The sequence below is a fragment of the Microbacterium sp. zg-B185 genome, assembly GCF_030246885.1.
Taxonomy (GTDB): Bacteria; Actinomycetota; Actinomycetes; order Actinomycetales; family Microbacteriaceae; genus Microbacterium.
Window position 1 is genome coordinate 2,874,391 of the sequence record NZ_CP126739.1, and the last position, 25,867, is coordinate 2,900,257.

At 71.8% G+C, this 25,867-nt stretch carries 22 protein-coding genes; 8 read left to right on the forward strand and 14 right to left on the reverse strand.

Going from position 1 to position 25,867, the window contains the following annotated elements:
- Positions 1-24 precede the first annotated feature (24 nt).
- Genes QNO12_RS13755 through QNO12_RS13770 form a run of 4 tightly spaced genes read left to right on the forward strand, consistent with a single transcriptional unit; the run spans position 25 to position 4,270 of the window.
- Complete coding sequence (locus QNO12_RS13755) at positions 25-801, forward strand: hypothetical protein (protein ID WP_257501593.1); 777 nt, start codon at positions 25-27, stop codon at positions 799-801.
- Positions 802-2,109, forward strand: coding sequence for an O-antigen ligase family protein (locus QNO12_RS13760; RefSeq protein ID WP_257501592.1), 1,308 nt, complete (start codon positions 802-804; stop codon positions 2,107-2,109).
- A complete protein-coding gene (locus QNO12_RS13765; protein ID WP_257501591.1) occupies positions 2,106-3,014 on the forward strand; it encodes a glycosyltransferase family 2 protein in 909 nt (302 codons plus the stop codon). The genes QNO12_RS13760 and QNO12_RS13765 overlap by 4 nt, the downstream gene beginning before the upstream one ends.
- 23 nt (positions 3,015-3,037) lie before the next feature.
- A complete protein-coding gene (locus QNO12_RS13770) occupies positions 3,038-4,270 on the forward strand; it encodes a glycosyltransferase family 4 protein (RefSeq protein ID WP_257501590.1) in 1,233 nt (410 codons plus the stop codon).
- On the opposite strand, the gene QNO12_RS13775 is transcribed toward QNO12_RS13770, so the two are convergent.
- The 13 genes from QNO12_RS13775 to QNO12_RS13835 are packed head-to-tail and all read right to left on the reverse strand — an operon-like array spanning position 4,248 to position 18,872.
- On the reverse strand, positions 4,248-5,969 hold the full coding sequence (locus tag QNO12_RS13775) for an asparagine synthetase B family protein (protein WP_257501589.1): 1,722 nt from the start codon (positions 5,967-5,969) through the stop codon (positions 4,248-4,250). The two genes, QNO12_RS13770 and QNO12_RS13775, sit on opposite strands and share 23 nt — an antisense overlap.
- A complete protein-coding gene (locus QNO12_RS13780) occupies positions 5,966-6,229 on the reverse strand; it encodes an acyl carrier protein (RefSeq protein ID WP_257501588.1) in 264 nt (87 codons plus the stop codon). Before QNO12_RS13780 ends, QNO12_RS13775 begins: the two co-directional genes overlap by 4 nt.
- A 17-nt stretch (positions 6,230-6,246) precedes the next feature.
- Complete coding sequence (locus QNO12_RS13785) at positions 6,247-7,473, reverse strand: pyridoxal-dependent decarboxylase, exosortase A system-associated (protein WP_257501587.1); 1,227 nt, start codon at positions 7,471-7,473, stop codon at positions 6,247-6,249.
- A complete protein-coding gene (locus QNO12_RS13790; RefSeq protein WP_257501586.1) occupies positions 7,470-9,029 on the reverse strand; it encodes an acyl-CoA ligase (AMP-forming), exosortase A system-associated in 1,560 nt (519 codons plus the stop codon). Before QNO12_RS13790 ends, QNO12_RS13785 begins: the two co-directional genes overlap by 4 nt.
- A complete protein-coding gene (locus QNO12_RS13795; RefSeq protein ID WP_257501585.1) occupies positions 9,026-10,237 on the reverse strand; it encodes a rhamnosyltransferase WsaF family glycosyltransferase in 1,212 nt (403 codons plus the stop codon). Before QNO12_RS13795 ends, QNO12_RS13790 begins: the two co-directional genes overlap by 4 nt.
- Positions 10,238-10,273: 36 nt before the next feature.
- The gene (locus QNO12_RS13800) at positions 10,274-11,452 is read right to left on the reverse strand and encodes a glycosyltransferase family 2 protein (protein ID WP_257501584.1); all 1,179 of its coding nucleotides are present in this window, start codon (positions 11,450-11,452) and stop codon (positions 10,274-10,276) included.
- Positions 11,442-12,887 (reverse strand): lipopolysaccharide biosynthesis protein, encoded by a 1,446-nt coding sequence (locus tag QNO12_RS13805; protein ID WP_257501583.1) that lies wholly within the window; start codon positions 12,885-12,887, stop codon positions 11,442-11,444. Before QNO12_RS13805 ends, QNO12_RS13800 begins: the two co-directional genes overlap by 11 nt.
- Before the next feature lie 21 nt (positions 12,888-12,908).
- Positions 12,909-13,952, reverse strand: coding sequence for a glycosyltransferase family 2 protein (locus tag QNO12_RS13810; RefSeq protein ID WP_257501678.1), 1,044 nt, complete (start codon positions 13,950-13,952; stop codon positions 12,909-12,911).
- Between the two features lie 2 nt (positions 13,953-13,954).
- Positions 13,955-15,070, reverse strand: coding sequence for a DegT/DnrJ/EryC1/StrS family aminotransferase (locus tag QNO12_RS13815; protein WP_257501582.1), 1,116 nt, complete (start codon positions 15,068-15,070; stop codon positions 13,955-13,957).
- Positions 15,067-15,693: a NeuD/PglB/VioB family sugar acetyltransferase gene (locus QNO12_RS13820; RefSeq protein WP_257501581.1), complete on the reverse strand. Its 627-nt coding sequence runs from the start codon at positions 15,691-15,693 to the stop codon at positions 15,067-15,069. The genes QNO12_RS13815 and QNO12_RS13820 overlap by 4 nt, the downstream gene beginning before the upstream one ends.
- Entirely contained in the window at positions 15,686-16,813 is a 1,128-nt protein-coding gene (locus tag QNO12_RS13825; protein WP_257501677.1) for a DegT/DnrJ/EryC1/StrS family aminotransferase, read from the reverse strand. Before QNO12_RS13825 ends, QNO12_RS13820 begins: the two co-directional genes overlap by 8 nt.
- A gap of 17 nt (positions 16,814-16,830) precedes the next feature.
- Positions 16,831-17,820, reverse strand: a complete 990-nt coding sequence (locus QNO12_RS13830) for an NAD-dependent epimerase/dehydratase family protein (protein ID WP_257501580.1) — start codon at positions 17,818-17,820, stop codon at positions 16,831-16,833.
- A complete protein-coding gene (locus QNO12_RS13835) occupies positions 17,817-18,872 on the reverse strand; it encodes a Gfo/Idh/MocA family protein (protein WP_257501579.1) in 1,056 nt (351 codons plus the stop codon). The genes QNO12_RS13830 and QNO12_RS13835 overlap by 4 nt, the downstream gene beginning before the upstream one ends.
- 373 nt (positions 18,873-19,245) lie before the next feature.
- On the opposite strand from QNO12_RS13835, the gene QNO12_RS13840 reads away from it, so the two are divergent.
- Positions 19,246-19,848, forward strand: a complete 603-nt coding sequence (locus tag QNO12_RS13840) for an acyltransferase (RefSeq protein ID WP_257501578.1) — start codon at positions 19,246-19,248, stop codon at positions 19,846-19,848.
- 13 nt (positions 19,849-19,861) lie between these two features.
- Here the strand turns inward: QNO12_RS13840 and coaA are convergent, their stop codons facing one another.
- A complete protein-coding gene (gene coaA, locus QNO12_RS13845) occupies positions 19,862-20,854 on the reverse strand; it encodes a type I pantothenate kinase (RefSeq protein WP_374761014.1) in 993 nt (330 codons plus the stop codon).
- A 362-nt stretch (positions 20,855-21,216) separates the two neighbouring features.
- Here coaA and QNO12_RS13850 point away from each other — a divergent pair, with 362 nt between their 5' ends.
- The 3 genes from QNO12_RS13850 (at position 21,217) to QNO12_RS13860 (ending at position 25,757) form a co-directional block, all read left to right on the forward strand.
- Positions 21,217-22,161 (forward strand): Ppx/GppA phosphatase family protein, encoded by a 945-nt coding sequence (locus tag QNO12_RS13850; RefSeq protein ID WP_257501576.1) that lies wholly within the window; start codon positions 21,217-21,219, stop codon positions 22,159-22,161.
- A gap of 169 nt (positions 22,162-22,330) precedes the next feature.
- Entirely contained in the window at positions 22,331-24,910 is a 2,580-nt protein-coding gene (locus QNO12_RS13855; RefSeq protein ID WP_257501575.1) for a DUF4062 domain-containing protein, read from the forward strand.
- Positions 24,891-25,757 carry a hypothetical protein gene (locus QNO12_RS13860; RefSeq protein WP_257501574.1) on the forward strand — a complete coding sequence of 289 codons (867 nt, stop codon included), beginning with the start codon at positions 24,891-24,893 and terminating at the stop codon, positions 25,755-25,757. Before QNO12_RS13855 ends, QNO12_RS13860 begins: the two co-directional genes overlap by 20 nt.
- Positions 25,758-25,867: the final 110 nt, after the last annotated feature.

Below are 25,867 nucleotides of genomic sequence, written 5' to 3' on the forward strand. Positions count from 1 at the left end.
AATGCTCGTGGGGGGAGGAAGCCCGTGATAGCCGATGTCGTCAAGGCGCTGGCGCGCCGGTGGTACGTCGTGCTGCTCGGGCTGGCCCTGACCGTCGGCCTCGCCGTGAGCGCCTACGCCGTCACCCCCCCGGAGTACAACGCCCGAGCGCTGGTCCTCCTGCTTCCCGGCGCGAACGCGGTCGGTGACGGCGGCAACCCCTTCCTCGCGCTCAGCGGCCTGGAGCAGCCGGCCAGCATCGTCGTGGCCTACTTCGCCAGCGAGTCCGCACACACCGAGGTCCAGGAGCGGTCCGGAACCGCCGAGTACGAGGTCCTGCTGGATGAGTCCGTCCGCGGGCCGGTCATCTCGGTGGACGTGACCGACCGATCGGCGGAGGGGACCCTCTCGACGCTGGAGTTCCTGCTGACCCGCATCCCCGAGGAGCTGGCTCGGCTGCAGGTCGAGGTGCAGGCGCCTGCCTCGTCGGTGATCACCTCGATGGAGCTGGCCCAGGACAGTGAGGCGACGGCGGAGACATCCGCGACGGTTCGCAACGTCATCGCCGCCATCGTCCTGGGCGTGGTCGTGACGGGCTTCGCCGCGTTCGCGCTGGACGGTCTTCTGCTGCGACGCCGGATGCGCCGGACGGCTCCCGCCGCATCCGTTGCCGCCGCCGGCGCCGACGCCGACGCCGAGAGCCCCCCATTCCGTCCCCGCAGAGGCCGCACACGGGGCGGGGCCGACGACGCCTCCCCCGTCGATCGAGGAACCCGAGGGCTCGGTCCCTGGCCCGCGGGAGGTCCGGGCGGGACGGGATAGGTGACCGGACTTCTGCTGCGCCTCCCGCAGACCAGGCCCACGACCGACTCGGTCGGATGGCTGACGCTGTATCTGGTGCTGCTGCTGTTCCTGCCCACCCGGCTGATCGTCGGACCGCTCGGAAGCGCGGGGGCTCCCTCGCTGCTGTTCGGCCTGGGCAGTCTGCTGCTCTGGCTGCTCACCTTCGTCGGCGCCGCCCGCCGGGCGGTCACCGAGCCGCAGCCCATCCGGATCGCCCTCGGCATCCTGCTGTTCTGCGTGGGGGTCACGTACGTGCTCGCCATGACGCGGCCCATCAGCGCGGACGAGGTGAGTCCTGCCGATGTCGGACTGCTCGCCCTGGCGTCGTGGTCGGGCACGCTGCTGCTCACCCACGACGGCATCCACCAGAGAAGCAGGCTCGACACCCTGATCTGGCGGTTCGCGGTGTGCGGCGGGCTTCTGGCGGCGCTCGGCCTGATCCAGATCGCCACGCGCCAGCTGTGGGTCGATCAGCTGTCGGTGCCCGGCCTCGTCAGCGGACCGTCGTACACCCTCGGCGCGCGAGGCGGCTATCCGCGGCCGCCGGGCACGGCCACCCATCCCATCGAGTACGGCGTCATCCTGTCGATGATCCTTCCGATCGCGCTTCACGTCGGCTTCTCGCACACGCATCGCCCGCTGCTCGTGCGGTGGCTCCCCGCTGCTGCGGTCGCCGCGGTCATTCCCCTCACGTCCTCCCGCTCGGCCTACCTCGGGGCGGCCATCGCCCTGCTCGTCTGCCTGATCGGGTGGGCACCGGAACGACGACGACGGGTGGTGGCCGTGACAGCGGCCGGTGTGCTGGCGATGGTGGTGCTCACACCCAACTTCGTCGGCTCGATCGTCGGCCTCTTCAGCGGGGCCGGCGATGACCCCAGCATCACCTCGCGCACCGACGGCTTCGCCTTCGCCGGCGACTTCATCGCCCGCGACCCCTGGTTCGGACGCGGCCTGGGCACACTGCTGCCCAAGTACCGCATCTTCGACAACCAGTACCTCCTTCTTCTTGTGACGATCGGCATCATCGGCACGCTGGCATTCCTCGCGCTGGGGGTCACCGCCGCGGTGACGCTGTTCCGGCTCCGCGCCAGACTGCGGGCGGAATCCTCGCGCGACCTCGCGCTGGCGCTGGCCGCGGCGATCTGCGCCGGGTTCTCATGCCTGTTCATGTTCGACGCCTTCGCGTTCCCGATGACGATGGGCACCCTGTTCCTGATCCTGGGGCTGGCCGGTGCGCTGCGGCGGATAGAGGATGCCGATGCGAGCCTGGGAGCGCTGCTGAGATGACCGACGCGTCCGTGGACGTCGCTGCCGTCGTCGTGACGTACAACAGCGAACGCCACATCGCCGACCTGCTCGACAGCATCCCCGCGGCGATGGGCGATCTGTCCTACTCGGTCGTGGTCGTGGACAACGGGTCCACCGACGGTACGCGGGAGATCCTGCAGACCCGTGCGGACTGCACGGTCGTCCTCTCCCGCAACGACGGGTACGCCGCGGGCATGAACCGGGCGGTGCGCCACTCCCCGGATGCTGCGGCGATCCTGATCCTCAACCCCGACGCCGTGCTGGATGCGGATTCGGTGCCGGTCATGTACGACGTGCTCCGCCGACCGGAAGTCGCCGTCGTGGCGCCGCGGGTTCGCGAGCAGGACGGCAGCCTGTCCCCGACGCTGCGACGCGGTCCCACCATGGGGCGCGTCGGCGGGCTGAGCTTCACCGGCTGGCCGGTCTTCACCGAGCGCATCGAAGATCCCGAGCAGTACCAGACCGAGCACGAGGTGGAGTGGGCGGTGGGCGCGATCCTGCTGGTGGACAGCGGCCGCTACGCGACGCTGGGCGGAATGGACGAGTCGTACTTCCTGTACTCCGAGGAGACCGACTTCAGCCTCCGCGCCAAGGACGCCGGATGGGCGACGGTGTTCACCCCGGCGGCCGGCGCCATGCACGTCGGCGGCGGCTCCGGGGAGAGCGCGACGACGCACACCATGAAGATCCTCAATCGCGTGCGACTGTACCGTCGGCGAACGGGCACGGTCCGCGCGACGGTCTATTTCTGGTTGACCGTCGCGACCGAACTGCGCCGCGCACTGCTGGGTCATGCCAAGTCCTGGCCGACGCTGCGGGCGCTGCTGAAACCCGCCGAGCGGCCGCCGCTGCTCGGGGCGAGTGACGCCCTGCTCCCCAAGTGAACCCATCGAGAGGGGCGGCCACGATGAAGGTCCTGATGATCGCACCGGCCTGCGACGGCGAGGACGTCGGAGAAGCGTGGGTCGCCTTCCAGTGGGCGCAGATGCTGTCCGACGAACACGATCTGACCCTGCTGACGACCTATAAGCGGGGCCACACGCCCTCAGCGGTGCAACTGCCCGACGTTCGGGTGATCGAGTGGCAGGAGCCACCCGGGGTCGGCCGATTCGAGCGACTGAACAGCCTGATGCAGCCCGGCTACGTCCCGTTCTATCTCCGTGCTCGCCGATGGCTCCGCCGGCGGCTGGCCGACGGCGAGCGCTTCGATATCGCCCATCAGGCCGTACCGGTCGCGATGCGCTACCCGTCGCCCGCGGCGGGTTCGGGGATTCCGCTCCTCATCGGGCCGGTGGGCGGCAGCCTGGGCTCGCCCCCGGCATTCGCCGAGGACGAGGGAACGACCCCCTGGTGGCAGCGACTGCGCGCCCTGGACGCGTGGCGCATCCGGCGTGATCCGCTGCTTCGGCGGACGTACGAGTCGGCCGCGTGCGTGATCGGCGTGGCGCCGTATGTCCAGGACTTCCTGAGCGGGCTGACCCTGCGCCGGTTCGAGATCATGAGCGAGACTGCGGTCCACACCGTCCCTCCGCCGGTGGACCGTTCCGCGCACGAAGGGTCGGTCCGGCTCCTCTACGTCGGCCGGATCGTGCGCACCAAGGGTCTGCGCGATGCGATCACGGCCCTCGGCCTGACCCGCGACCTGGATGTGGTCCTGGACGTGCTCGGGGACGGCGACGACCGCGCGGCCTGCGAAGCCCTGGCGGTGCGGCTCGGCGTCAGTGCCAGGGTGAGGTTCCACGGCAAGGTGCCCCGCGAGGCGGTGGATGGGTTTTACGAGCGCGCCGACGTCTTCGTCTTCCCCAGCTACCGCGAACCCGGAGGCAATGTGAGTCTGGAGGCGATGGCCTACGGGCTTCCCCTCGTCGTCTGCCGCCGCGGCGGGCCCGGCGCGAACGTCGACGACGCCTGCGCGTTCCGGCTCGACGCGGACTCCCCCGCGCAGCTGGCCGCCGATGTCGCCGGCGCGATCCGCACGCTGGTCGACGAGCCCGAGCTGCGGCGCCGCATGGGGGACGCGGCGCGCGAACGCGTTGCGCGCACCCACCTGTGGGCGCACCGCCTGGAGCGGATGAACCAGCTCTACGAAGACATCGCCACGCGCGCCGTCGGGTCCGCTACCCCCGGTCCGGCGAGCTGACGACGACCAGGTTCGTCACGAGCGCCACCGAGCTCGGACGCGGTTCCACGCGTCCCGCGAGCACGCCCTCGACCCACTCGGCGCGCACGAAGTCCATGTCGCGGACGGGATCGAGCACCCCCGGATGCTCCCTCCAGTGTGCGACCACCTTCGCCGTCATGATCGATCCGCCCGCAGGGGGGCGGTTGCCGCGCCGCACCCGCTGCAGCGCCTTGCGTGCCGCCTTGCGGCCGGTGCGCACGGCGTCCAGCACCGGCTGCCACCGTGCGGGGTGCGCGTACGCCGATGGCGGCGGCCTGCCGTCCAGGGGCATCGCGCCGAGCTCAGGATCCAGTTCCATCTGCAGCGCGCCGAGGAAGCGCGCGCCCGCCTTGTCCTGGGGGCGTAGCCGCGCCGCGATATCCAGGAAGCCCGGGTCGAGCATGGGGTTGATCACCACGCGCTGATCGGACACGGCCACATCGGTGGCGCCCGCCCACCGTTGCATGCGATGCGCGACATACAGCTCGTCGGCCGCCCGGAACCACTCGTCCCCGCCGGCCCTGAGCGCCTCGTACACGGCCCGGTTCGCGGCCTCCCGCGCCCACGTGCTGAAATCGTCCGTGAGCAGGCCGGGTTCGACCGCTTCGTTCACGAACATCCGCCAGGACGCCAGCTGCTCGGCATCCTTCCTGGTGTAGGTCCGCTCCCGCACCGGCCCGAGGTAGTAGAACCCGCGGGCGATCTCGCCGCCCAGACCCGAGATGCGCACACCCTGGTCGAAGTCGCGCTCGGCGATCCGCTGCGCGGCCAGCGCGACCGGGTCGGCCATGCCGTCGAGGCGGACGGCGTCGGCACGGCACAGCTCCCACGCCTGGTCCGGACTGACCGCGGCCACATCGGCCAGCCCGTGCACGGAGTGGCGGATGCCGTAGCGCGCCGAGATCGCGCGGGCCAGCGCGACATCGCCGGTCCCCGGCACCTCCAGCGTCATGGCTCGCAGCCCGCGCCGCCGACGCTGCGGAATGGCGCTGAGCAGCAGCCGTGAGTCCATGCCGCCGGTGAGCTGGAGCACCGCGTCGGGGTGGTCATCCAGCAGCGCATCGAGGGATCGTCGCAGAAGCGCGGCCGCCTCGTGCACGGCGTCGTCCAGCTCGATCGGGGATGCCGCGGGCGCACGCGACGAGGTGACCACCACCCCATCGGGTCCGAGCCGGGCGATCGCGCCGGCGTCCAGCTTGCGGATGCCCTCGAAGAGCGTGCGCTGGCCCAGCTGCCAGCCGAGCAGGGACTGGACGCCCACAGCGGTCCGATCCAGCGGCGCGGACGCGGCCCCGCCCGCGCGCAGCGCGGAACTGGAGAGCACTCCGGCTCCGGCGCGCCCGGTCTCCGAGTGGAACAGATGCTGGAATCCCAGCGAGTCCGCGACCATCGTCACACCGCTCCGGTCCGCCCCGACCGCGCCGAATGGCGGCAGCAGCCGGCTGAGTGCGTGCGGATCGACCCGCATCAGCTCGGCGACGTCGCCCTCGCTCACGCGTCCCCCGGCCCGTCGCACCACCCGCGAGACGGCCAGCACGGGGTGCGGGTCCGGCGCCGCCCGCAGTCCCCAGTGATCCAGCGCTGCCGGGCCGCAGAGGACCCGGGTCATCCCGGCCGGGGGTGGGGGAAGCGGGCGCCGGGTGGTGGCGATGAACCCGGGCAGGGCGGCGGAGCTCATCGCACGGCCGGCGCCAGCTTCGCCTCGACGAACCGGGTCAGCGAGCCGACGGTGTCGAACAGCTCCGCACCGAACTCGTCATCGTCGATCGTGATGTCGAAGCGCTCCTCGATCGCCGCGACGAGGGCGACGACGCCGAATGAATCCAGCTCGGGAAGAGCGCCGAACAGCGCCGTGTCCGGCGTGAGCTCGCCCGGGTCCTGCGGCAGCTCGAGCGCGTCGACGAGGACGGTGCGGACGGCATCCAGGGTGTCGGTCATGTCGGTCTCCTTCGGTGTCAGACGAGCACTTCGGCGGGGGCGGCGTGCCCCAAGAATGCGGTGGGACTGGCGGTGAGCCCGTAGGCGCCCGCCTGGAAGATCACGATGAGGTCGTCGATCGCCGCCGGCGGCAGCGGGATGTCATCGCCGAGCAGATCCAGCGGCGTGCACAGGCACCCCACGACGGTGACCGCATCGCCGGAATCGGCCTCGACGCGGTTGCCGACCACGACCGGGTAGTTCCGCCGGATCGCCTGGCCGAAATTCCCCGAGGCGGCCAGCTGATGGTGCATCCCGCCGTCCACGACCAGGTACGTCTTGCCGCGGGAGATTTTCCGGTCCAGCACGCGGGTGACGTAGACGCCGCATTCCCCGACGAGATAACGACCCAGTTCGATCACCGGGTTCGCCTCGGGGAACCGCTCGGCGACCGGACCGTCGATCAGCTCGTGCAGGGCCGCCGCGACCGCGTCCAGATCCAGCGGCTGGTCCTTCTCGGTGTACGGGATGCCGAAACCTCCGCCGAGGTTGAGGTAGCGGACGGGGCAGTCGAGGTGGTCGGCGAGCGTGCTGACGAGCTCGACCGTCCGGCGCTGGGCCTCCGCGATGATCGCGGCGTGCAGGTTCTGCGAGCCCGCGAAGACGTGGAAGCCGAGCACGTCGACCCCGGCGCCGGACAGGTCGCGCAGCAACGCGGGCACCTCTTCGGCGTCGATGCCGAACTGCTGCGGTCCGCCGCCCATCCGCATCCCCGAGCCCTTCACCGCGAAGTCGGGGTTGACCCGGATGGCGATGTCCGGGGTCAGGCCCAGCTCGTCGCCGGCGGCGATGACCCGACCCAGCTCGGTCCTGGACTCGATCTCGATGAGGATGCCGGCAGCGACGGCCTGACGGATCTCGGCGGGCGTCTTTCCCGGCCCGGCGAAGCTGACGCGGTCCGGACGGATCGTGGTGTCCAGCGCCACCTGCATCTCCAGGCCGGAGGCCACGTCGATCCGGTCCACCCGCCGGGCGAGGTGCTGCACGACCGCGGGCATCGGGTTCGCCTTCATCGCATAGCTCAGCTCGATGCGCGCCGGAAGCGCCGCGCGCAGGGCCTCCACCCGCGCGTCGAGCAGGCCGCGGTCGTAGGCGAAGAACGGCGTGGACCCGACGCGACCGGCCAGCCGGCTGAGCGGCATCCCGCCCACCTTCAGCTGTCCGTCGATCGCCCCGAACGCGGCGACGTGGTCGTGCGGGCTCATGCGGGCACCTCGGCCTTCAGGAGGGCGCGGTCGAACTTGCCGTTGGGCGAGCGGGGCAGTTCGATGCGCGCGTCGATCTGCGAGGGGACCATGTAGAAGGGCAGGAGCCGGCGCAGGGCGGCGGTCAGGGCCGGGATATCCAGCTCGGGCTGGGTGGGCGTGGCGATCAGGACGACACGCTGTCCCAGCGCCGGATCGGGTACCCCGACGGCGACGGCGTCCCGGACGAGACCGGTGCTGTAGGCCGCTTCCTCGACCTCGGTCGGGCTGACCCGGTAGCCCGAGGTCTTGATCATGTCGTCGGCGCGTCCGACGAAGTAGAGGAAGCCGTCCTCGTCCGCCACGACCGTGTCCCCCGACCACACCGCCATCTCGGGTGCGCGCCACTCCTGATCGGGATGGTGCACGGGGCGGAACCGCTCGGCGGTGCGCACCGGGTCGTTCCAGTAGCCCAGGGTCACCAGCGCTCCGCGGTGCACCAGCTCCCCCGGCTCGCCCGGACCGCAGCGCGTGCCGTCGGGCCGGAGCACCAGGACCTCGGCGTTCGGGATGGCCTTGCCGATCGAGTCGGGCCGCCGATCCACTTCGGCCGGATCCAGGTAGGTGGAGCGGAACGCCTCGGTCAGGCCGTACATCAGGTACGGCGCGGCCTGCGGGAACGTGTCGCGGAGCCGGTCCAGCGTGGCGCGCGGCATCCGTCCCCCGGTGTTGGCGAAGTAGCGGAGGCGTTCGGCGGCCGCCTCCGGCCAGGGAACCTCCGCGATCTGCAGCCAGAGCGGGGGAACCGCGGTGATCCCGGTCACGCCATGCCGTGCGCAGAGCTTGGGCACATCGCGCGGGACGAGGTAGTTCATCAGGACGACGTGCGCGCCGACCGAGAACGCCGTGGTGACCTGGCTCAGCCCGGCGTCGAAGCTGAGCGGCAGCGCGCTCAGGATCACGTCGTCCGGCGTGTTCTGAAGGTACGTGCTCACGCTCTCCGCCCCGGCCAGCAGGTTGCGGTGGCTGAGCACGACCCCCTTCGGTCTGCCGGTGCTGCCCGAGGTGTACAGGATCGCGGCGGGGTCGATGTCGAGGACAGCCGGCTCGATCAGTTCCTGGGCGACGGCGGTGCGCCAGGGGTGCACCGCCGCGTCGATCGCGGGCTCGACGACGTCACCGACGACGATCAGATGCTCGACCGCGGTGTGCGGCAGCACGTCGGCGAGCGCACCGAGACGATCCGCCGAGGTGACCAGGACCCGCGCTCCGCTGTCGCCCAGAATGTGGCCGACCTGGGCGGATTTGAGCACGTGGTTGACGGGGACGAACACCCCGCCGGCGGCGGATGCCGCGAACAGTGCCACGACGGTCTCGATCCGCTTCTCCAGGTACACCGCGACGCGGTCCTCGCGCACCAGGCCCAGTTCGCGCAGATGCGCGGCGACCGAGGCGACCGCCCGCCACGTGTCGGCGTAGGTGACGGTCTCGCCCTTGTACGTGAGAGCCGGCGCGTCCGGGCTCGCCTCGGCGGCCCGCGCGAGCAGGTGGTGGACGTTCGTGCGGATCGCGGTCACTGTCCGTACACCTCGTCCTCGATGATGCGGGTGACCGCGTCACGGGTGGGCTGCCACGATCGCCCGATCACCGACGCGGCAGCGGCGGCGGCGTTCGCGTCGATGTCGGCGGCGGTGACGGCCGCGCTGAGCGCCGCCGCGAGACCGTCGGCGGTGGGCTCGGCCCACCGCACGTGCGGGTTGGGCAGCACGAGGTGCGCGAGGGGCATGTCGTTGACGACCGGGATGTTGCCGGCGGCGAGCATCTCCTCGGCCACCAGCGTGATGTTCGTGAACGACATCGCCAGCCCTGTGACCGTGCGACCGTACAGCTCGTTCAGTTCGCCGGTGGTGAGGCGGCCGTGGAACGAGTGCGGCACCTGCAGCCCCCGAGGCGGCGCCCCGTAGACGTGGATCGGCTGGTCCGGGTGCAGCCGGTGGAACCGGGTCAGTGCCACCCGGGCGAGCTGGTAGCCGCGACGTGCGTAGTCGGGGCGGGAGTAGAACACGACCCCGCGGCGGTGCGGCTGCGGCGTCGGCGGCCGGTAGGCCGCCGAATCGCAGCCGAACGGGACGACGTCCGTGGCCAGCCCGGTGTGCTGGCGGATCATTCCCTCCAGCATCTCGCCCAGCGCGATGAGCCGGAACGGAAGCCGGTAGGTCATCGCCGCGAACTCGTACTCGGCGCCGTGCCCGTAGAAGTGCGGCTCGTAGTCCTGGATGAAGTACAGCCGGCGCATCGGAGTTTGCCCGTACGCGACGATCAGGTGGGCGGACTCCCACCCCGACGCGACCACGGCATCCAGGGCGCGGATGCCGGCGCGGACGTCTCGGACCTCCGCGCGCACCGTCGGCCAGTGCTCGCGCACGACAGCGTCCAGGGCGGCAGCGTCCAGACCGTGACGGTCGTAGAAGTACAGGACGCACCGGTGACCGCGGGCTTCCAGCGCCTCCACCATCCGGAACAGCGTCGTGTGTCCGCCGGAGCCCGGCGCCGGTGCCGTCGAGACCCACCCGATCGTCAACGGCCGCCCGCGGTGCGGCCGGGTGGCCGGAACCGCCAGGTCCTCGGGGACGCTGCCCAGGATGTCCTCGTCCGCGATCTGGAAGAACAGGTCCGCCGCGCCGGTGGCCCGGTAGACGCGCCACGCGATCCGCTGCGCGACGCCGCGGACACCGACGTCGCGGGCGCGGCCCGCTCGGGCGAGCACCGCGGTCACCCTGCGCATGGCCCGCGGCTCTCGGAGGCACGGATGCCGATCGGCTCACACACCGGACACCACCCAGCGGGCGTAGTACAGCCGCTGACGGATGCGGCGGGCTGCGCGGCGGGCCAGGGCCGCGGGGCGCGCCGCCCGGGCTCCGCGCTGGATGCGCCGGAAGCGTGCCCACTCGCTCGAGGGCGGCCACACGTCGGCGGCGAAATCCAGGAGCGCCGCGTACTCGGCGCGCGGGTGACCGCGGTCCACCGCCGCCGACGCGAACCGCAGCGCATCCTCGGCCAGAGCGCGGCGGGCCCGGTCCCGGAGGCTCGCCGCCTGCGGGATGCGCGCCCCGACCCGCTCGAACACGCTGGCGAAGGCGCCCGCCCGGGCGACCAGGTCCACCAGCGTGCCGGAACCGTCGTTCGCGCTCATGCTCGCGTCGTGCTCCCGGTGCAGCGCCTGGTCGGCGCCGCCGACCCATCCGACGTCGCTGACCGCCGCGACGCGCATCGCGATCTCCATGTCCGGCGCGTACGGCAGCGCCGGGTTCATCGGACCCACCTCCGCCAGCACCGCGGAGCGCAGGACCATCTCCGGGTTGGTGATCGCACTCACCCCGAGCCGGCAGCGCTCGGCCAGCCAGTCCCGGCCCGACCAGATCGTCCACCCCACCTCGTGCAGGCGCGTGGCAGGCGGGTGCGCGCCGGCGAAGTGCCGCGGGTGGCCGTAGACCAGACCGACGCGGGGATGCGCCTCGAACAGGGCGGTGGCACGGGCCAGGGCCCCGGCGGCGAGCAGGTCATCGGCATCCAGCTTCACGACGTAGTCGCCGGACGCGACCTCGCAGCCGGCGTTGAAGGCGCGGACATGCCCGCCGTTCTCCGGCCGGACCAGGACCCGCACGTTCGGGTGCGTCGCCGCGAGACGGCGGGCGACGTGGACGCTGTCGTCGGTGGAGACGTCGTCGACGATGATCACCTCGACATCGACCGCCTGCTGCGCGACCGCGCTGCCGACGGCATCCGGCAGATACCCGGCGTAGTTGTAGCACGGGATCACGACCGAGACCAGCGGCCGCTCCCGCGGGGTGAGCCGGGGTGCGCGCACCCGCAGGAGCGGTCTCGGCTGGGCCGGGGTCGCGCGCGCCAGCACGCGCAGCGCACGCCCGGACAGCGCGTGCGTCTCGGCGTAGTCCTCCCACACCGCCGGGGCCGCGGTCGCGGCGGTCTCACGAAGCATCTGCCACCTCCGTGCGGCGCTGGCCGCGGATCGCGCGTGCGTGGGCGCGCAGCCACGGCCAGCCCACCAGCAGGTACACCACGACCGCGCCGAGGCCGCCGACCAGGACGGCGAACACCGGGTCGCTCAGGAACACGCGGGCCGCGATCGCGACACCGACCGCCGGGACGGCGGCGACGGTCGGCCACCATGCCGCGCGCAGGACCGTGGTGAATCGCACCCCGGCTGCTCGCAGCGCGATCGCGTAGGCGGGCAGGATCACCACGACGGCCACGACCACGTGCACCCAGCCGGCGCCGATGATCCCGAAGGCCCGCGTCGCGAAGATCATGCCCACCACCAGGACGACCAGCCACACGATCTGCACCCACAGCACCGGGCGGGACAGACCCCGGGCGTAGAGGAAGCCCGCGAAGATGTCGAACACGACGCGGAGACTTCCGTACAGCCCGAGGGCGGCCAGGACGGGCGCGGCCGGAAGCCACTTCGGGCCGTAGACGACCTCGATCAGCGGCGCGCTCAGCGCGGCCAGGACGGCGCCGGCGGGCAGAGCTCCCGCCCAGGCGACCGCCACGACGGACGAGAGACCTTCGCTTCCGCTGCCCGTGCGCGAGAAGTACGGCAGGGAGATGGATCGCACCACCTGCGACAGCGCGCTCATCGGCCAGCTGGAGATGTTGAACGCGAGCACGTAGTAGCCCAGGGCGGTCACCCCGGCCACCCGCGCCAGCACGATGTTGTCGACGTTCAGCAGCGCCCAGGACAGCAGATTCGCCGCGGCGATCGGCAGGCCGAACGCGAGCACGGGCCCCACGACCGACCGGTTCACGCCGAACCGCGGCACGACGCGCGCGAGGAGGAACTGCATGAGCGTGGACACGCACTGGGCCGCGACCCGTCCGATCGCAAGGCCCAACGGCCCCAGACCGATCGCGACCAGGGCGAGGGTCACCGTCGTGGAGACGACGAAGTCGGCCACCCCGACGTAGAAGAGCTCGCGCTGCTGGAATCGGCGCTGCAGCATCGCGTAGGGCACCACGGTCGCCCCGGCCAGGACGAGCGTGATGGACAGCACCGCGATGGTCGGGGCCGCCGCAGGCGAGCCGAGGAGCTCGGCGATCACGCCGCTGGAGGCCAGCGTGATCGCGGTCATGACAGCACCGCTGGTGAGGCCCAGCGTGGCGACGGTCGGCGCGATGCGCTCCGGGTCATCGGTGCGGATGAGATCGGCCGACAGACCCAGATCGGCCACCGTGATCAGGATCGCCTGCACGGTGAGCGCGACCGCGTAGACGCCGAACTCCTCGGGGCTGAGCAGCCGGGCGAGGATGATGCCGACGACGAGACCGCCGAGGCGGAGCACGATCGTGCTCACCCCGCTCCAGGCCGCTCCGCGTGTCGCCTGCGCACGCAGCGACGCGCCGTTCACGCTCATCGGATGCCCATCGTCGTGGCCTCAGAGACCGACTTCGAGGTGCCGACGGGAGCGGATCTTCCACCGCAGATTCTCCACGGAGCCGACCAGGCGGGCCGGCGCACCGTCCTGCGCGGTCAGTTCCGCCCACCGCCACACCGCAGACCGGACGATCTCGGGGGCGGTCGCGCGGGCGAAGTCCTGCATCTGCACCAGCACCTCGGTGGGGGCCCCGTCCGCGGTCAGCAGCGCCCCCCGCAGCAGGGCTTCGCGGGCCACCGACCGCTTCGCCGTGCGGATCAGACCGGGCGCGCGCCGGATCACCGCGCCGTCGTGGGCGAAGAACCGCTCGTACACGCCGAGGACCTGCGCCATGTCATCCAGCAGCCCGCCGTGTTCGGTGGAGTGCATGTTCTGGCCGTGATCGCGGTAGTACGCCTGGCGCGGCCCGGCCACGAACCCGACGTCGCTGACGGCCGCGGCCTGCAGCCACATGTACATGTCCGCGGAGTGCGGGAAGTCCGGGTTATAGCCGCCGGTGGCCTCGTACACCGAGCGGCGCAGCACCGCTTCGGGGTTGACCACCGCATTGCGTCCGCGGCGCACGAGCCGCGCGGTCCACTCGTCACCGCCCCACACCTGCCACCATCCGCGACCGCCGCGGGCGGCGGGGAGCTCTCCGTGGAACCACTCCACCCCGCCGTAGACGAGCCCGACCCGCGGGTGCGCCTCCATCAGCGCCACCGACCGGGTCAGCGAGTTCGGGGTGAGTGCGTCGTCGGCCGAGAGGAGGACGACGTAGTCCCCGGAGGCTCGCGAGAGCCCGTCGTTGTAGGTGCGGATGTGCCGCATGTTCTGCTCGTGCTCCACCAGCGTGACGCGCTCGTCGGCGGACGCGATGCGGCGTGCCGCTTCCGTGCTGCCGTCGGTGGACCGGTCATCGACGATGATGACCTCGACGTCCAGGCCGCGCTGGTCGAGGGCGGAGCCCACCGCGGTCGGCAGGTACTGGCCGTAGTTGAAGTGCGGGATGACGACGGTCACGGTGGGGCGTCGTCGCATCGGCATCGGGCGATACACGCGCATGGTCACACCAGCTCCCGGGCCACGGCGCGCACCAGCGCGTCCGCGACCCGCTCCTGCTGCGCCCCGGTCAGGTGCGGGAACATCGGCAGCGACAGGATGCGGCCCGCCGCAGCCTCCGCGACCGGGAACTGCCCGCGGCGGTGGCCGAGCGGCGCATACGCGTCGGTCAGGGGCACCGGGGTCGGATAGTGGATGCCGGTGCCGATGCCCGCCGCGCCCAGCTCCGCCACGACGCGGTCGCGGTCCTCCACGCGCACCACGTACAGGTGCCAGACGTCCGTGTTCCCCGGCCGGACCGCGGGAATCCGCACCTCGCTGTCCCGCAGCAGCTGCGCGTACCGTTCGGCAGCGACCCGGCGGGCCTGGTTCCACCCCTCCAGCCGGCGCAGCTTCGCGCGCAGCACCGCCGCCTGCACGGCATCCAGGCGCGCGTTGACCCCCACATGGGTGTGCACGTATTTGGTCGCACTGCCGTGGCCGGCGAGGGTGCGCACGAGCGCCGCGACGTCGGGGTCATCGGTCAGGACAGCGCCCGCGTCGCCGGCCGCACCGAGGTTCTTGCCGGGGTAGAAGCTGGTCGCCGCCACGCGCGACAGTGCGCCGGCGCGGCCGGCCGCGCACGACGCACCCTGCGACTGGGCGGCGTCCTCGATCAGCACCAGGTCGTGGCCCTGCGCGATCGGCAGCAGAAGATCCATCGGTGCGGTCTGCCCGAACAGGTGCACGGGGACGATCGCACGGGTGCGTGCCGTGATCGCGGCCTCGACGGCGTCGGGATCCATCAGGAGGTGCTCGTCGTCGACGTCGACGAAGACCGGCACGGCGCCGATGCGGGATGCCGCCTCGGCGGTGGCGATGAACGTGTTGGCGGGCATGATCACCTCGTCGCCCGGCCCCACGCCGGCCGCGCGGTAGGCGAGCTCGAGCGCGTCGGTGCCGTTGGAGACACCGACGACGTGCGTCACGCCGACGTAGTCCGCGAACTCCCGCTCGAAGGCGTCCACTTCGGCCCCGCCGATGAAGCCGGCGGACTCGAGCTGCGCGCGCCACACCGGCAACACCTCGTCGACGATCTCGGCCTGCTGCGCGGCCAGATCCAGGAACGGGACGCCGGTCATCGCGCCTCCTCCAGCCGGCGGGCCGGCACGCCGGCCCAGATCTGATCGGACGGGACGTCCTCCAGCACGGCGGCGCCCATGCCGACCGTCGCGGCGGCGCCGATCTGCACGCCCTGGCGGATGGACGCGTTCATCCCCAGGTAGGCCGCTTCGCGGATGCACACGGATCCGCCGAGTGCGACGCCCGCGGCGAGGGTCGCGAAGTCCTCCACGACGTTGTCGTGCGCGATCGTGCAGTTGGGCATCACGACGACATGGCGCCCGAGGACCGCATCGGCGGTGACCACCGCGCCGTCCAGCACGATGCTGCCGGCCCCGACGGCGCTGCTGGCGCCGATCCGCGCCGAGCGCGCCACATAGGTGGCGAAGCGCTGCTCGGGCACCCCGAACTTCCGCAGCCGGCGCACCACCGTGCGGCGGCTCACGCTCGGCCCGATGCACACCAGCAGCATCTCGTCCCGCCGCGTCGCATCGCCGGTCAGTCCGATCACCGGGACGCCGGCGATCTCGGTGCCCTGCAACTCGAGGTTGTCGTCCAGGATGCCGGTGACCCCGACGATCCCGGCGGCCAGGACCTCGCGCGCCAGCCCGCTCGCCCCCACCAGCAGCACTCCCTCACTCACCGTCCGCGCTCCCCGCTGCGCGCAGCACCGCGATCACCCGGTCCTGGTCGGCGGCCGACAGGGAGTGATACACCGGCAGGATCAGGGTGCGATCGGTCAGGCGGTCGGTGACCGGGAGCCCCTGCGGCGGGGTGAGGCCGCGGTACGGCGGCTGGCGGTGCGAGGCCATGATGCCGCGCCGGGCGGAGATGTCCGCGTCGGCGAGCGCCTCCAGCAGCCCGTCCCGGTCGCTCGGGTACCCCTCGAGCACCTCGACCCAGAAGGACTGGTAGTTGCCGGTGCCGTAGGGCGGGTCGGTGACCGCGCGCAGCCCGGGGATCTCGGCGATCGCACGCTGGTAGGTCTGCGCGATCTCGCGGCGGCGCGCCACGATCTCGGGCAGGCGGCTCAGCTGCACGATGCCCACCGCGGCCTGCAGGTCGGTCATCCGGAAGTTGAAGCCCATCTCGCTGTACTCCTCGGCGGCCGGCAGCACCGAGCGGTGCCGGTCGGAGGCCGAGACGCTCATCGCGTGCTCTCGCAGGTGCCGTGCGCGCAGCGCCCAGTCCTCCCGCGAGGTGGTGATCATCCCGCCCTCGCCGGTGGTCAGGAGCTTGCGGGGGTGGAACGACCATGCCGCGATGTCCGCCCCCGCCCCCACCGGGCGGCCCTTGTAGACGGATCCCGCACCGCACGCGGCATCCTCCACCACGACGATCCCCTCCGGGTCGGCCACCGCACGGATCTCATCCAGGTCCACCGGCACGCCGCCCTGGTCGACGGCGATGACAGCGCGGGTGGCCGAGGTGAGGACGTCCGCCACGGTGGCGCCGGTGAGGTTGCCGGTGGTGGGATCCACGTCCGCGAACACCGGGTTCGCGCCGACGTAGCGGACGGCGTTGGTGGTGGCGATGAACGAGAACGACGGCACGATCACCTCGTCGCCCGCTCCGATGCCGGCGACCAGCAGCGCGAGGTGCAGAGCGGTCGTGCAGCTGGTCGTGGCCACCGCGTAGGGCGCGTGCATCGCCGCGGCGAACTCCTGCTCGAACCGCAGCACCCGCGGTCCCTGCGCGACCCATCCGCTGGCGATCGCGTCGGCGACGGCATCCGTCTCTTCCTGGCCCAGCCACGGGACCATGACGCTGATGCGGTCGCTCACGCGCGCACCAGTCGGCCGGCCGCGATCTGCTCGCGCAGCGGCGTCCACCACTCCACCAGCATCCGCAGTCCCTCGTCGATTCCGATCGTGGCCTCGAATCCGAGATCGCGCGCGGCGGCGCGGGTATCGGCGAGCCGGCGGGGGACACCGTTGACGGCGCGTTCGGGTCCGTGCTCGATTCCGAGCTCGGACCCCATCACGCGCAGCAGTGCCTCCGCAAGGTCCAGCAAGCTGGTTTCGGTGCCGCTCGCGATGTTGTAGTCGCCGTCAACGGTGTCGCTCTGCGCCGCGAGCACGTTGGCCCGGGCGATGTCCGGAACGCAGATGAAGTCCATCGTCTGCCGGCCGTCGCCGAAGATCAGCGGCGGCTTGCCGTCGGCGATGCGCTCCATCCAGCGCACGAGCACTTCGGTGTACAGGCCGTGCACGTCCATGCGCGGACCGTACACGTTGAAGTACCGCAGGATGACGTAGTCCAGGCCGTGCATGGCCCGGAAGCTGCGGATCAGTCCCTCGTTGAAGGACTTCGCCGCGCCGTACAGGGTGTCGTTGTTGTGGTGGTGGTGCCGCTCCGAGGTCGGGAACTCCTCGGCGAGGCCGAACACCGAGGCGCTCGAGGCCGCGATCAGCTTCGCGCGGTGCCGCGCCGCGGACTCGACGACGTTGAAGGTCCCGTCGACCAGCACCTCGAGGGCGAGCCTGGGCTCCTCCGCGCACTGCGTGATGCGGATCGCCGCCTGGTGGTAGACGAGGTCCTTGCCCGCGGTGAGCTCATCCACCAGCTGCGCGTCGCGGATGTCGCCCTCGACAAGGCTCACCCGCCCGGACGCGAGCGCGTCCTCCAGGTTGCCGATCCGGCCGCGCACCAGGTTGTCCAGCACGTCGACGTGCGCGACCCCGGCCGCCAGCAGCTGGTCGACCAGCGTCGATCCCACCGTCCCGGCGCCGCCGGTGACGAGGATGTCCGCGCCCTCCAGAGTGGTCATCGCGCCACCTCCAGCTTCATGGATGCCGCGGCCATCGACTGCGGCGCGCCGCTCGCTTCGAGGCTGCCGGTGGCGGCCTCGAGCACCGACAGCACGCGCAGGCCGGCGCCGCCGCTGGTGCGCGCGGTGCGTCCTTCGCGGATGGCCGCGGCGAACTCGGCGACCACACCGGCCAGCGCCTCGCCCTCGCTCAGGGCCGGCGCCCAGGTGTCGCCGAGGCGGTACGAGATGTTCGCGGCGCGCGCGTCGACCGCGGTGGCTTTGGAGACCTCGGCGATGTCCACGCCGCGGTCATAGACGCTGACCCGCTGCTGCGGGTTGAGGTCGTCCCACACCAGTGTGCGCTTGGTGCCGCCGATCACCATCTGCCGGATCTTGGTCGGGCTGAGCCAGTTGACGTGCACGTGCGCCATCGCGCCTCCGCTCAGCGGCATCGCCAGATAGCCCACGCACGATTTGCCGGTGCGCAGCGGGTCGGCGCCGTGCGCGGACACGCTGGTCACGTCCAGGCCGCCGGGCAGCACGAAGTCCATGATCGACAGGTCGTGCGGCGCGAGGTCCCAGAACACGTCGACGTCGGGCTGGATCAGGCCGAGGTTGATGCGCACGCTGTCCACGAACAGCACCTCGCCGAGGAATCCTTCGGCGATCAGGTCGCGGATCTTCAGCACCGCGGGGGTGTAGCAGTAGGTGTGGTCGGCCATCAGGACCAGGCGCAGCTCGCTGGCGCGTTCCACCATCTCCAGTCCGGCGGTGCGGCTGTCGGCGAGCGGCTTCTCGACGATCACGTGCTTGCCGGCCTCCAGCGCCGCCATCACGATCGCGTGATGCGTGCGCGCGGGTGTGGCGATGGCGACCGCATCGATCAGCGGATCGTTCAGCACGTCGCCCAGACGCGCGGTGACCGGGGCGCCGCCCACCGACTCCGCGACCGAGCGCGCCCGCTCGATGTCCAGGTCGCAGATCCCGGCCAGGTTCCACGCCGCATTGCCGCGGAAATTGCGCGCGAGGTTCGGCCCCCAGTATCCGGCCCCCACAACAGCGATGTTCATCCTGTGGTCCACGATGTCCCCGACTCCCCAGTCATCTCCCCAGATGCGCGACGAAACGCCGGCTGGTGAGGCCGGTCGCGGTCACGCCGAGGATCGGGTCGGCGGCGGCAGAGCACGCACGCGCGAAAGCGCCGGCTGCCGTCGGCTGCGCCGTCCCTTTCAGGACGACGGATTCCCCAATCCCCATTTTTCCCCAGACTGCCCGCGGCACTGTGTGACAGTTCCCCGGGCCACCTGCCCCAGCAGGTGTCTTCTACCGACGACGGTGCGCGCGATCCCCAGAAAGCGCAGTCGCCGATATCCCCGCGTGCAGTATAACGTTATGCGGTCATGGCGAAGCAATGCCTGGACCGCACTTTCCGAAGGGATGCCGATGACCGACCCCCGCACCCCCTTCGTCGCGGCCTCCGCCGACGTCGCCGATTCCGCGTCGCTCGGCCCGGGGACACGCGTGTGGCACCTGGCCCAGGTGCGCGAGGACGCCGTGCTCGGCGCGGACTGCAACCTCGGTCGCGGCGCCTACGTCGGACCCGGAGTCCGGATCGGCGATTCCTGCAAGCTGCAGAACTATTCGCTGGTGTACGAGCCGGCCGTGCTCGGCGACGGGGTGTTCATCGGCCCGGCCGCGGTGCTCACCAACGATGAGTTCCCGCGGGCGGCGAACCTGGATCTCACGGTCAAGACCGAGGGCGACTGGCACCCGGTCGGCGTGCTGATCGGTGACGGCGCCTCCATCGGCGCGCGCGCGGTGTGCGTCGCGCCGGTGCGGGTCGGAGCCTGGGCGCTGGTCGCGGCCGGTGCGGTGGTGACCAAGGACGTGCCGGAGTACGCGCTGGTCGTCGGTGTGCCGGCCCGCCGCATCGGCTGGGTGGGCCGTGCGGGCAAGCCGCTTCGGGCCGAGGCCGGCGCGTGGGTGTGCCCGGACACCGGCGAACGCTACATCGAGACCGACGGCATCCTGCGTCCGGAGGTGTGAGTCGGGTGACCGGCTACAGCTTGCGCAGCAGGACCCGCTCGACCGTGTGCGTCGCGCCCTTCTCCAGCACCAGCGTCGCCTGGTGCTTGGTGGGCAGCACGTTCTCCTCGAGGTTCGGCAGGTTGATGTCGTTCCAGAACCCCATCGCGGTCTGCACGGCCTCGCCGTCGGACAGGTGCGAGAAGACGTTGAAGAACGAACTGGGGTTCGCGAACGCGCTGCGGCGCAGCGCCAGGAACCGGTCCACGAACCAGGAGGCGATGTGGTCGGTCTCGGCATCCACGTAGATGGAGAAGTCGAACAGCTCGCTGACCGCGATGTCGCTCGGGGAGGGTGAGGGCTGCAGCACGTTGAGCCCCTCCACGATCACGACGTCGGGGCGCCGCACGGTGACGTGGGCGTCGGGGACGATGTCGTACCGCATGTGCGAGTAGAACGGCGCGCGCGCTTCGGGCGCCCCGCTCTTGACGTCGGTGAGGAAGCTGACGAGGGCGCGGCGGTCGTAGGACTCGGGGAAGCCCTTGCGCGCCATCAGCCCGCGGCGCTCGAGCTCGGCGTTGGGATACAGGAACCCGTCGGTGGTGACCAGCTCGACCCGCGGCGTGCCGGGCCAGCGGCTCATCAGCTCGCGCAGCAGTCGGGCGATGGTGGACTTTCCGACCGCGACGGATCCGGCCACGGCCACGACGAACGGCGTGGTCGTGTCGGGCTCGCCGAGGAACGTGCTCGTGTCGGCGCCGAGCCGCTTGGTCGCGTTGGCGTACAGGCTCAGCAGCCGGCTGAGCGGCAGGTACACCTCGCGCACTTCGGCCAGGTCCAGCATGTCGCCGATGCCGCGGATCTGCACGATCTCGGTCTCGGTCAGCGGCTGCGGCGTGCCCGAGGCCAGTCGCGACCAGTCCCCGCGGTCGATCTCGCGGTACAGCGAGAATCCGTCCGTCGCCGCAGAGCCCGACACGGAGGCGGTCGGTGCGGGGGTGGTGTCGTCGGCGGGCATCCCGAACATCGTATCCATACCGCGCCCCGCCCCCTCGCTCGCCCGCCCCTGCCCGCGAGAGTGCAAGTCCCGGCTGGCGAGAGTGCACGTCCCCGCTCGCGAGAGTGCGCATCCCTGTCGGCGGGGATGCACGCCGCCACTGCGGGCGCTTCTTGCGCGGGTGACGAGATTCGAATATCGGCACGGCCTTCGGTGCGGCAACGAGCACCCTTGGCAGAGGCAACGTGCACTCTCGGCAGCCATGCCACCCACTCTCGACAGCCATGCCACCCACTCTCGACAGCGGCAACGTGCACCCTCGGCAGCAGGGGCGGAGTCCGCGGGGCGGAGGCCGCGCGGGGCGGGCGCCGCGCCACGCTACGCTTTCCCCCGTGCGCCTCGGAGTCCTCGATATCGGCTCGAACACCGTCCACCTGCTCGTTGCCGACGTGCGACCGGGAGGGCGTCCGCTCGCGACGACGAGCCAACGCACGATCCTGCGGCTGATGCGCTACCTCGCCCCGGACGGATCGATCACCGAGGAGGGCATCGTCGCCCTCGAGCAGGCGGTGCGCGAAGCCCGCGCGGTCGCGGCGACCGAGCGGGTCGACGAGCTGCTCGCCACGGCGACCTCCGCGGTCCGCGAGGCCGAGAACGGCGCCGCTGTCATCGCCCGCATCGAGGCGGCGCTGGGCCAGCCGCTGCAGGTGCTGGCCGGCGAGACCGAGGCGCGGTTCACCTACCTCGCCGTCCGGCGCTGGATGGGCTGGGCGGCCGGACAGATCCTGCTCCTGGACATCGGCGGCGGCTCGCTCGAGATCGCGGCCGGATCCGAGGAGCTGCCCGACGCCGCGGCATCCGTCCCGCTCGGCGCAGGCCGCATGACCGTGCAGTTCCTACCCGACGACCCGCCCGGCGAAGCCGCGGTCGAGCGGCTGCGGGCGCACGCGGCGCAGACCCTGGCGCCGGTGCTCGACACGTTCCGCGCGCAGCCGCGCCCCGACCGGTTCGTCGGCTCGTCGAAGGCGATCCGCTCCCTGGCGAAACTCGCGGGCCGTCCGGTTCCCGGCTGGTCCAGCATCGAGCGGATGCTGTTGCCTCGCGCCGCGCTCGGCGCCTGGATTCCGCGGCTGGCGCGCATCCCCGCGCTCGCGCGGCAGGAGCTGCCGGGGATCACTCCGGATCGCACCTTCCAGATCGTCGCCGCGGCGGTCGTGCTGCACACCGCGATGACCGCGCTCGACGTCGAGGAGCTCGAGGTCTCGCCGTGGGCACTGCGCGAGGGCGTGCTGCTGCGGTACATCGAGTCCCTGTCCTGGAGCGCCCCGGCCGCCTGACCCGGCGCCCCAACCCGCGGCACCCGCTGCCCACCCCGCCACCACGCCGGCGCCCCCAACCGGCGGCATCCGCCGCCACCCGCCCCCACACGCCGCCCACCCACGCCCCACCACGCCCCACCCGTGCTGAACTCTGGCGCAACGGACCCACCTGCGCCACACTTCAGGTATGGACGCTCCTGCGGCGTCGATCCGCACTCCCGACCAGCGCATCCGGGTGTTCCTCAGCTCCACTCTCCGAGAACTCGAGCCCGAGCGCGAAGCCGCGCGTGCCGCGATCGAGTCACTTCACCTGGCCCCGGTCATGTTCGAACTGGGCGCGCGGCCGCACCCGCCCCGGTCCCTGTACCGCGCCTACCTCGCGCAGAGCGACATCTTCATCGGCCTCTACTGGCAGAGCTACGGGTGGACCTCGCCCGACGAGCAGATCTCCGGGCTCGAGGACGAGTACCTGCTCTCCGGCGACCTGCCCCACCTGATCTACATCAAGAGCCCCGCGCCCGACCGCGACCCGAAGCTGGCCGAGCTGCTCGATCGCATCCGCAGCGACGACACCAGTTCCTACCGCAGCTTCGACACGCCCGCCGAGCTCGCGCAGCTGATCGTCGCCGACCTGGCCACCCTGCTCGCGGACCGCTTTGACGCGTCGCGGGCCGCACCGGCGGCCGTGCAGGTGGAGTCCGGCCGCGGCATCCCGGCCCCGTTCACCAAGCTGGTCGGTCGCGCCGCCGAGCAGCAGCGGCTGCTCGAGCTGCTGGACTCCCCCGGCGTGCGCATGGTGACCATCGTCGGCCCGGGCGGGATCGGCAAGTCCCGCCTGGCCATCGAGGTCGCCGGCGCGGTTGCGGCGAGCGGCCGCGAGGTCGCCTTCACGATGCTCGAGACGGTCATCTCTCCCGACCGCGTGCTGAGCATGATCGCGCGGGCCGCCGGCGTGCGCGAGACCGGCGAGGAGCGCGTCGAGACCAAGCTCGTCACCGCCCTGGCCGGCCGCGACATGCTGCTGGTCGTTGACAACATGGAGCACCTGCTCGACGCCACCGGCGACCTGGTCCGCCTGATCACCCAGCTGCCGCGCCTGCAGCTGCTGGTGACCAGCCGCTCCCCGCTGCGGGTGCGGGCTGAGCGGACCTTCGAGCTCGGCCCGCTGGGCCTTCCCGACCCGGATGCGTCATCCACGGATGCCGCGGACGCCAGCGCCGTCGCCCTGTTCATCGAGCGGGCCACCGCGATCAGCCCCACCTTCCGCCTCACTCCGGACCAGGCGCCGGCCGTCGCGGGGATCGTCCGGGCGCTGGACGGAGTGCCGCTCGCGATCGAACTGGCCGCGGCGCGCACCCGGACGATGCCCCCGCGGGAGATCCTCAAGCGGCTGGATTCCGCGCTCAGCCTGCTGGTCGGCGGCGCCCGCGACCTGCCCGAGCGGCAGCAGACCGTGCGCAGCACGATCGAGTGGAGCGTCCGGCTGCTGGATGCAGAGGCGATCGCGGCCTTCGAGTCGCTCTCGGTGTTCTCCGGCCCGTTCACCTTCGCCGCGGCCGCGGACGTCCTCGGGGACGGCGCGGTCGCGGCGATGGAAGCGCTGGTGGACACCAGCCTGCTCTGGCAGCACGAACGCGACGGCGTGCAGGTGTTCGGGATGCTGGCGCTGGTCCGCGCCTTCGCACGCGAGCGCGCGCAGGCGCCCGAGGCGGCCGATGCCGTCGCGGCGGCGCAGGATCGCTGGGTGGCCCACTACATTGCCGTCGCCCACGACGCGGCGGCGCGCATGCGCACCGCCGAGCAGGTGGCGGTGATCCGCGAATTGGATGCCGAGCGCGAGAACCTCGCGGCGATCGTGCGTCACCTGCTGGACACCGCGCGCCTGGATGACGCCGCCGATTTCGCCTGGTCGCTGTACCTGTACGTGTGGATCGCGGGACTCCTCGGAGTCGTCCACGACTGGATGGCCGAGCTGCTCGAGCGTGCCGACCGCGACGGGATCGAGCTGAGCACCCGCACCGAGGCGATCGCGCTGTACTTCACCCGCGCGGTGACGTACTGGCAGGATCCCGACGTCGATGTGCTGCCCGGGCTGCGGCGCGCGGCGGAGCTGTTCGAGAAGTGCGGGGAGCCCGAGAGCGCGGCCCTGACGCAGGTCTCGATCGGCCTGGCGTATCTGTCCGCCCCGACCGGCCCGGACCTCGCGTCCGGTCGCGCCGCCCTGGAAAAGGGACTGGCCGGGTTCCGGGGTGCCGGCGACCGCTGGGGGCAGGCGATGATCCTGGTCACGCTCGGCCGGATCGACATGGCGTCGCAGGATGTCGCTGCCGCAGCGCAGCGATTCGACGAGAGCCTCGCGTTGGCCTCGTCGGCGGGCGAGACGCTGGGGGTGGTCATCGCGCAGCATCACCGCGCCTGGCCGAGGTTCCTCCGCGGCGACCTGGACGGCGCCGAGAGCGATTTCGCCGAGGCCCTGGACACCTCGATGGCGATGCGCCACGACGAAGGCATCACCTACGGGCTCGAGGGGCTCGCGGCGGTCCGCGCCGCGCAGCGCAACGCCGAGCATACCGGACTCCTGGTCGGCGCCGCGCAGCGCCTGCGCCGGCACACCGGCCTGGTCAACCCGGGCGGCCTGGCCTTCTACGGTCCGCTCGTCGACGCGCTCCGCGAGTCCGGTGAGGGACCGGTTCTGGATGCCGCAATGCAAGAGGGCGCGTCCCTGCCCGTCTCGGAGGTCGTCGCCCGTGTCACAGACCGACGCTGAGCCCGTCCGCCCCGCCCGGGTGCGCGATGACCGGGTGCTGCGGATCACGCGGATCATCGCCCTGCTCCTGCTGCCGTTCCTGATCGTCGCGGTCATCCTGCTGTCCGTGTTCCCGGACCGCACTGGCGAGCTGTTCGCGTGGCCGATCGCCCCGCCGCTGAGCGCGTATCTGCTGGCCTCCGCGTACGTCGGGGGCATCTGGGTCTTCGCCCGGATCGTGCGGACGCGGCGGTGGCATCGGGTCGTGGTCGCGTATCCGCCGGTGATCGTCTTCACGAGCGCTCTGCTGGTCGCGACGCTGCTGCACCTGGACCGGTTCTCGCAGAACGTGTCGTTCTACACCTGGTTCGTGCTGTACCTGACGACGCCGTTCCTGACCGCGTGGCTGTGGTGGCTGCAGCGCGGCCGCGACGACGGGGAACCCGAGGCATCCGATGCGCGGGTGCCGATCGTGGTGCGCGGCATCATGGTCGTCGTCGGCCTCGCGTCGCTGATGACCGGCGCGGTGCTGTTCCTGGTCCCGAACATCGTGATCCCGCTGTGGGCGTGGGATGTGACCCCGCTGACCGCACGGGTGCTCGGGGCGGTGCTGTCGCTGCCGGGTGTGGTGTCGCTGTGGTTCCTGCGCGATACCCGGTGGAGTTCGTTTCGGATCGTCTTCCAGGCGCAGATCGTGAGCCTGATCGCGATCGGATGCTCGCTGTTCGCGGGCCGCGACGCGCTGCACTGGGACCGTCCCGCGACCCCGGGTTTTCTCGCGCTCGTGGGCATCGCATTCGTAGGCTACGTGGCCCTGTACGTCGGGATGGAGATGCTGCGTCGGCGGGACGCGGCATCCGAGCCCTGACGTTGCCGCGGGTGAAAGACCTGGCCCGAGAGTGCACGACGCGGCTCGCGAGAGTGCACGACGCGGCTCGCGAGAGTGCACGACGCGGCTCGCGAGCGCACGACTTCGCG

Bases quoted from the DNA above. Each gene is read 5' to 3' on its own strand.
- coaA (WP_374761014.1), bottom strand. From the start codon at position 20,854: ATGTTCGGGATGCCCGCCGACGACACCACCCCCGCACCGACCGCCTCC.
- QNO12_RS13815 (WP_257501582.1), bottom strand. From the start codon at position 15,070: ATGACCGGCGTCCCGTTCCTGGATCTGGCCGCGCAGCAGGCCGAGATC.
- QNO12_RS13825 (WP_257501677.1), bottom strand. From the start codon at position 16,813: ATGGTCCCGTGGCTGGGCCAGGAAGAGACGGATGCCGTCGCCGACGCG.
- QNO12_RS13800 (WP_257501584.1), bottom strand. From the start codon at position 11,452: ATGCTTCGTGAGACCGCCGCGACCGCGGCCCCGGCGGTGTGGGAGGAC.
- QNO12_RS13810 (WP_257501678.1), bottom strand. From the start codon at position 13,952: ATGCGCGTGTATCGCCCGATGCCGATGCGACGACGCCCCACCGTGACC.
- QNO12_RS13805 (WP_257501583.1), bottom strand. From the start codon at position 12,887: ATGAGCGTGAACGGCGCGTCGCTGCGTGCGCAGGCGACACGCGGAGCG.
- QNO12_RS13770 (WP_257501590.1), top strand. From the start codon at position 3,038: ATGAAGGTCCTGATGATCGCACCGGCCTGCGACGGCGAGGACGTCGGA.
- QNO12_RS13765 (WP_257501591.1), top strand. From the start codon at position 2,106: ATGACCGACGCGTCCGTGGACGTCGCTGCCGTCGTCGTGACGTACAAC.
- QNO12_RS13855 (WP_257501575.1), top strand. From the start codon at position 22,331: ATGGACGCTCCTGCGGCGTCGATCCGCACTCCCGACCAGCGCATCCGG.
- QNO12_RS13830 (WP_257501580.1), bottom strand. From the start codon at position 17,820: ATGACCACTCTGGAGGGCGCGGACATCCTCGTCACCGGCGGCGCCGGG.
- QNO12_RS13795 (WP_257501585.1), bottom strand. From the start codon at position 10,237: ATGCGCAGGGTGACCGCGGTGCTCGCCCGAGCGGGCCGCGCCCGCGAC.
- QNO12_RS13840 (WP_257501578.1), top strand. From the start codon at position 19,246: ATGACCGACCCCCGCACCCCCTTCGTCGCGGCCTCCGCCGACGTCGCC.
- QNO12_RS13775 (WP_257501589.1), bottom strand. From the start codon at position 5,969: ATGAGCTCCGCCGCCCTGCCCGGGTTCATCGCCACCACCCGGCGCCCG.
- QNO12_RS13785 (WP_257501587.1), bottom strand. From the start codon at position 7,473: ATGAGCCCGCACGACCACGTCGCCGCGTTCGGGGCGATCGACGGACAG.
- QNO12_RS13780 (WP_257501588.1), bottom strand. From the start codon at position 6,229: ATGACCGACACCCTGGATGCCGTCCGCACCGTCCTCGTCGACGCGCTC.
- QNO12_RS13835 (WP_257501579.1), bottom strand. From the start codon at position 18,872: ATGAACATCGCTGTTGTGGGGGCCGGATACTGGGGGCCGAACCTCGCG.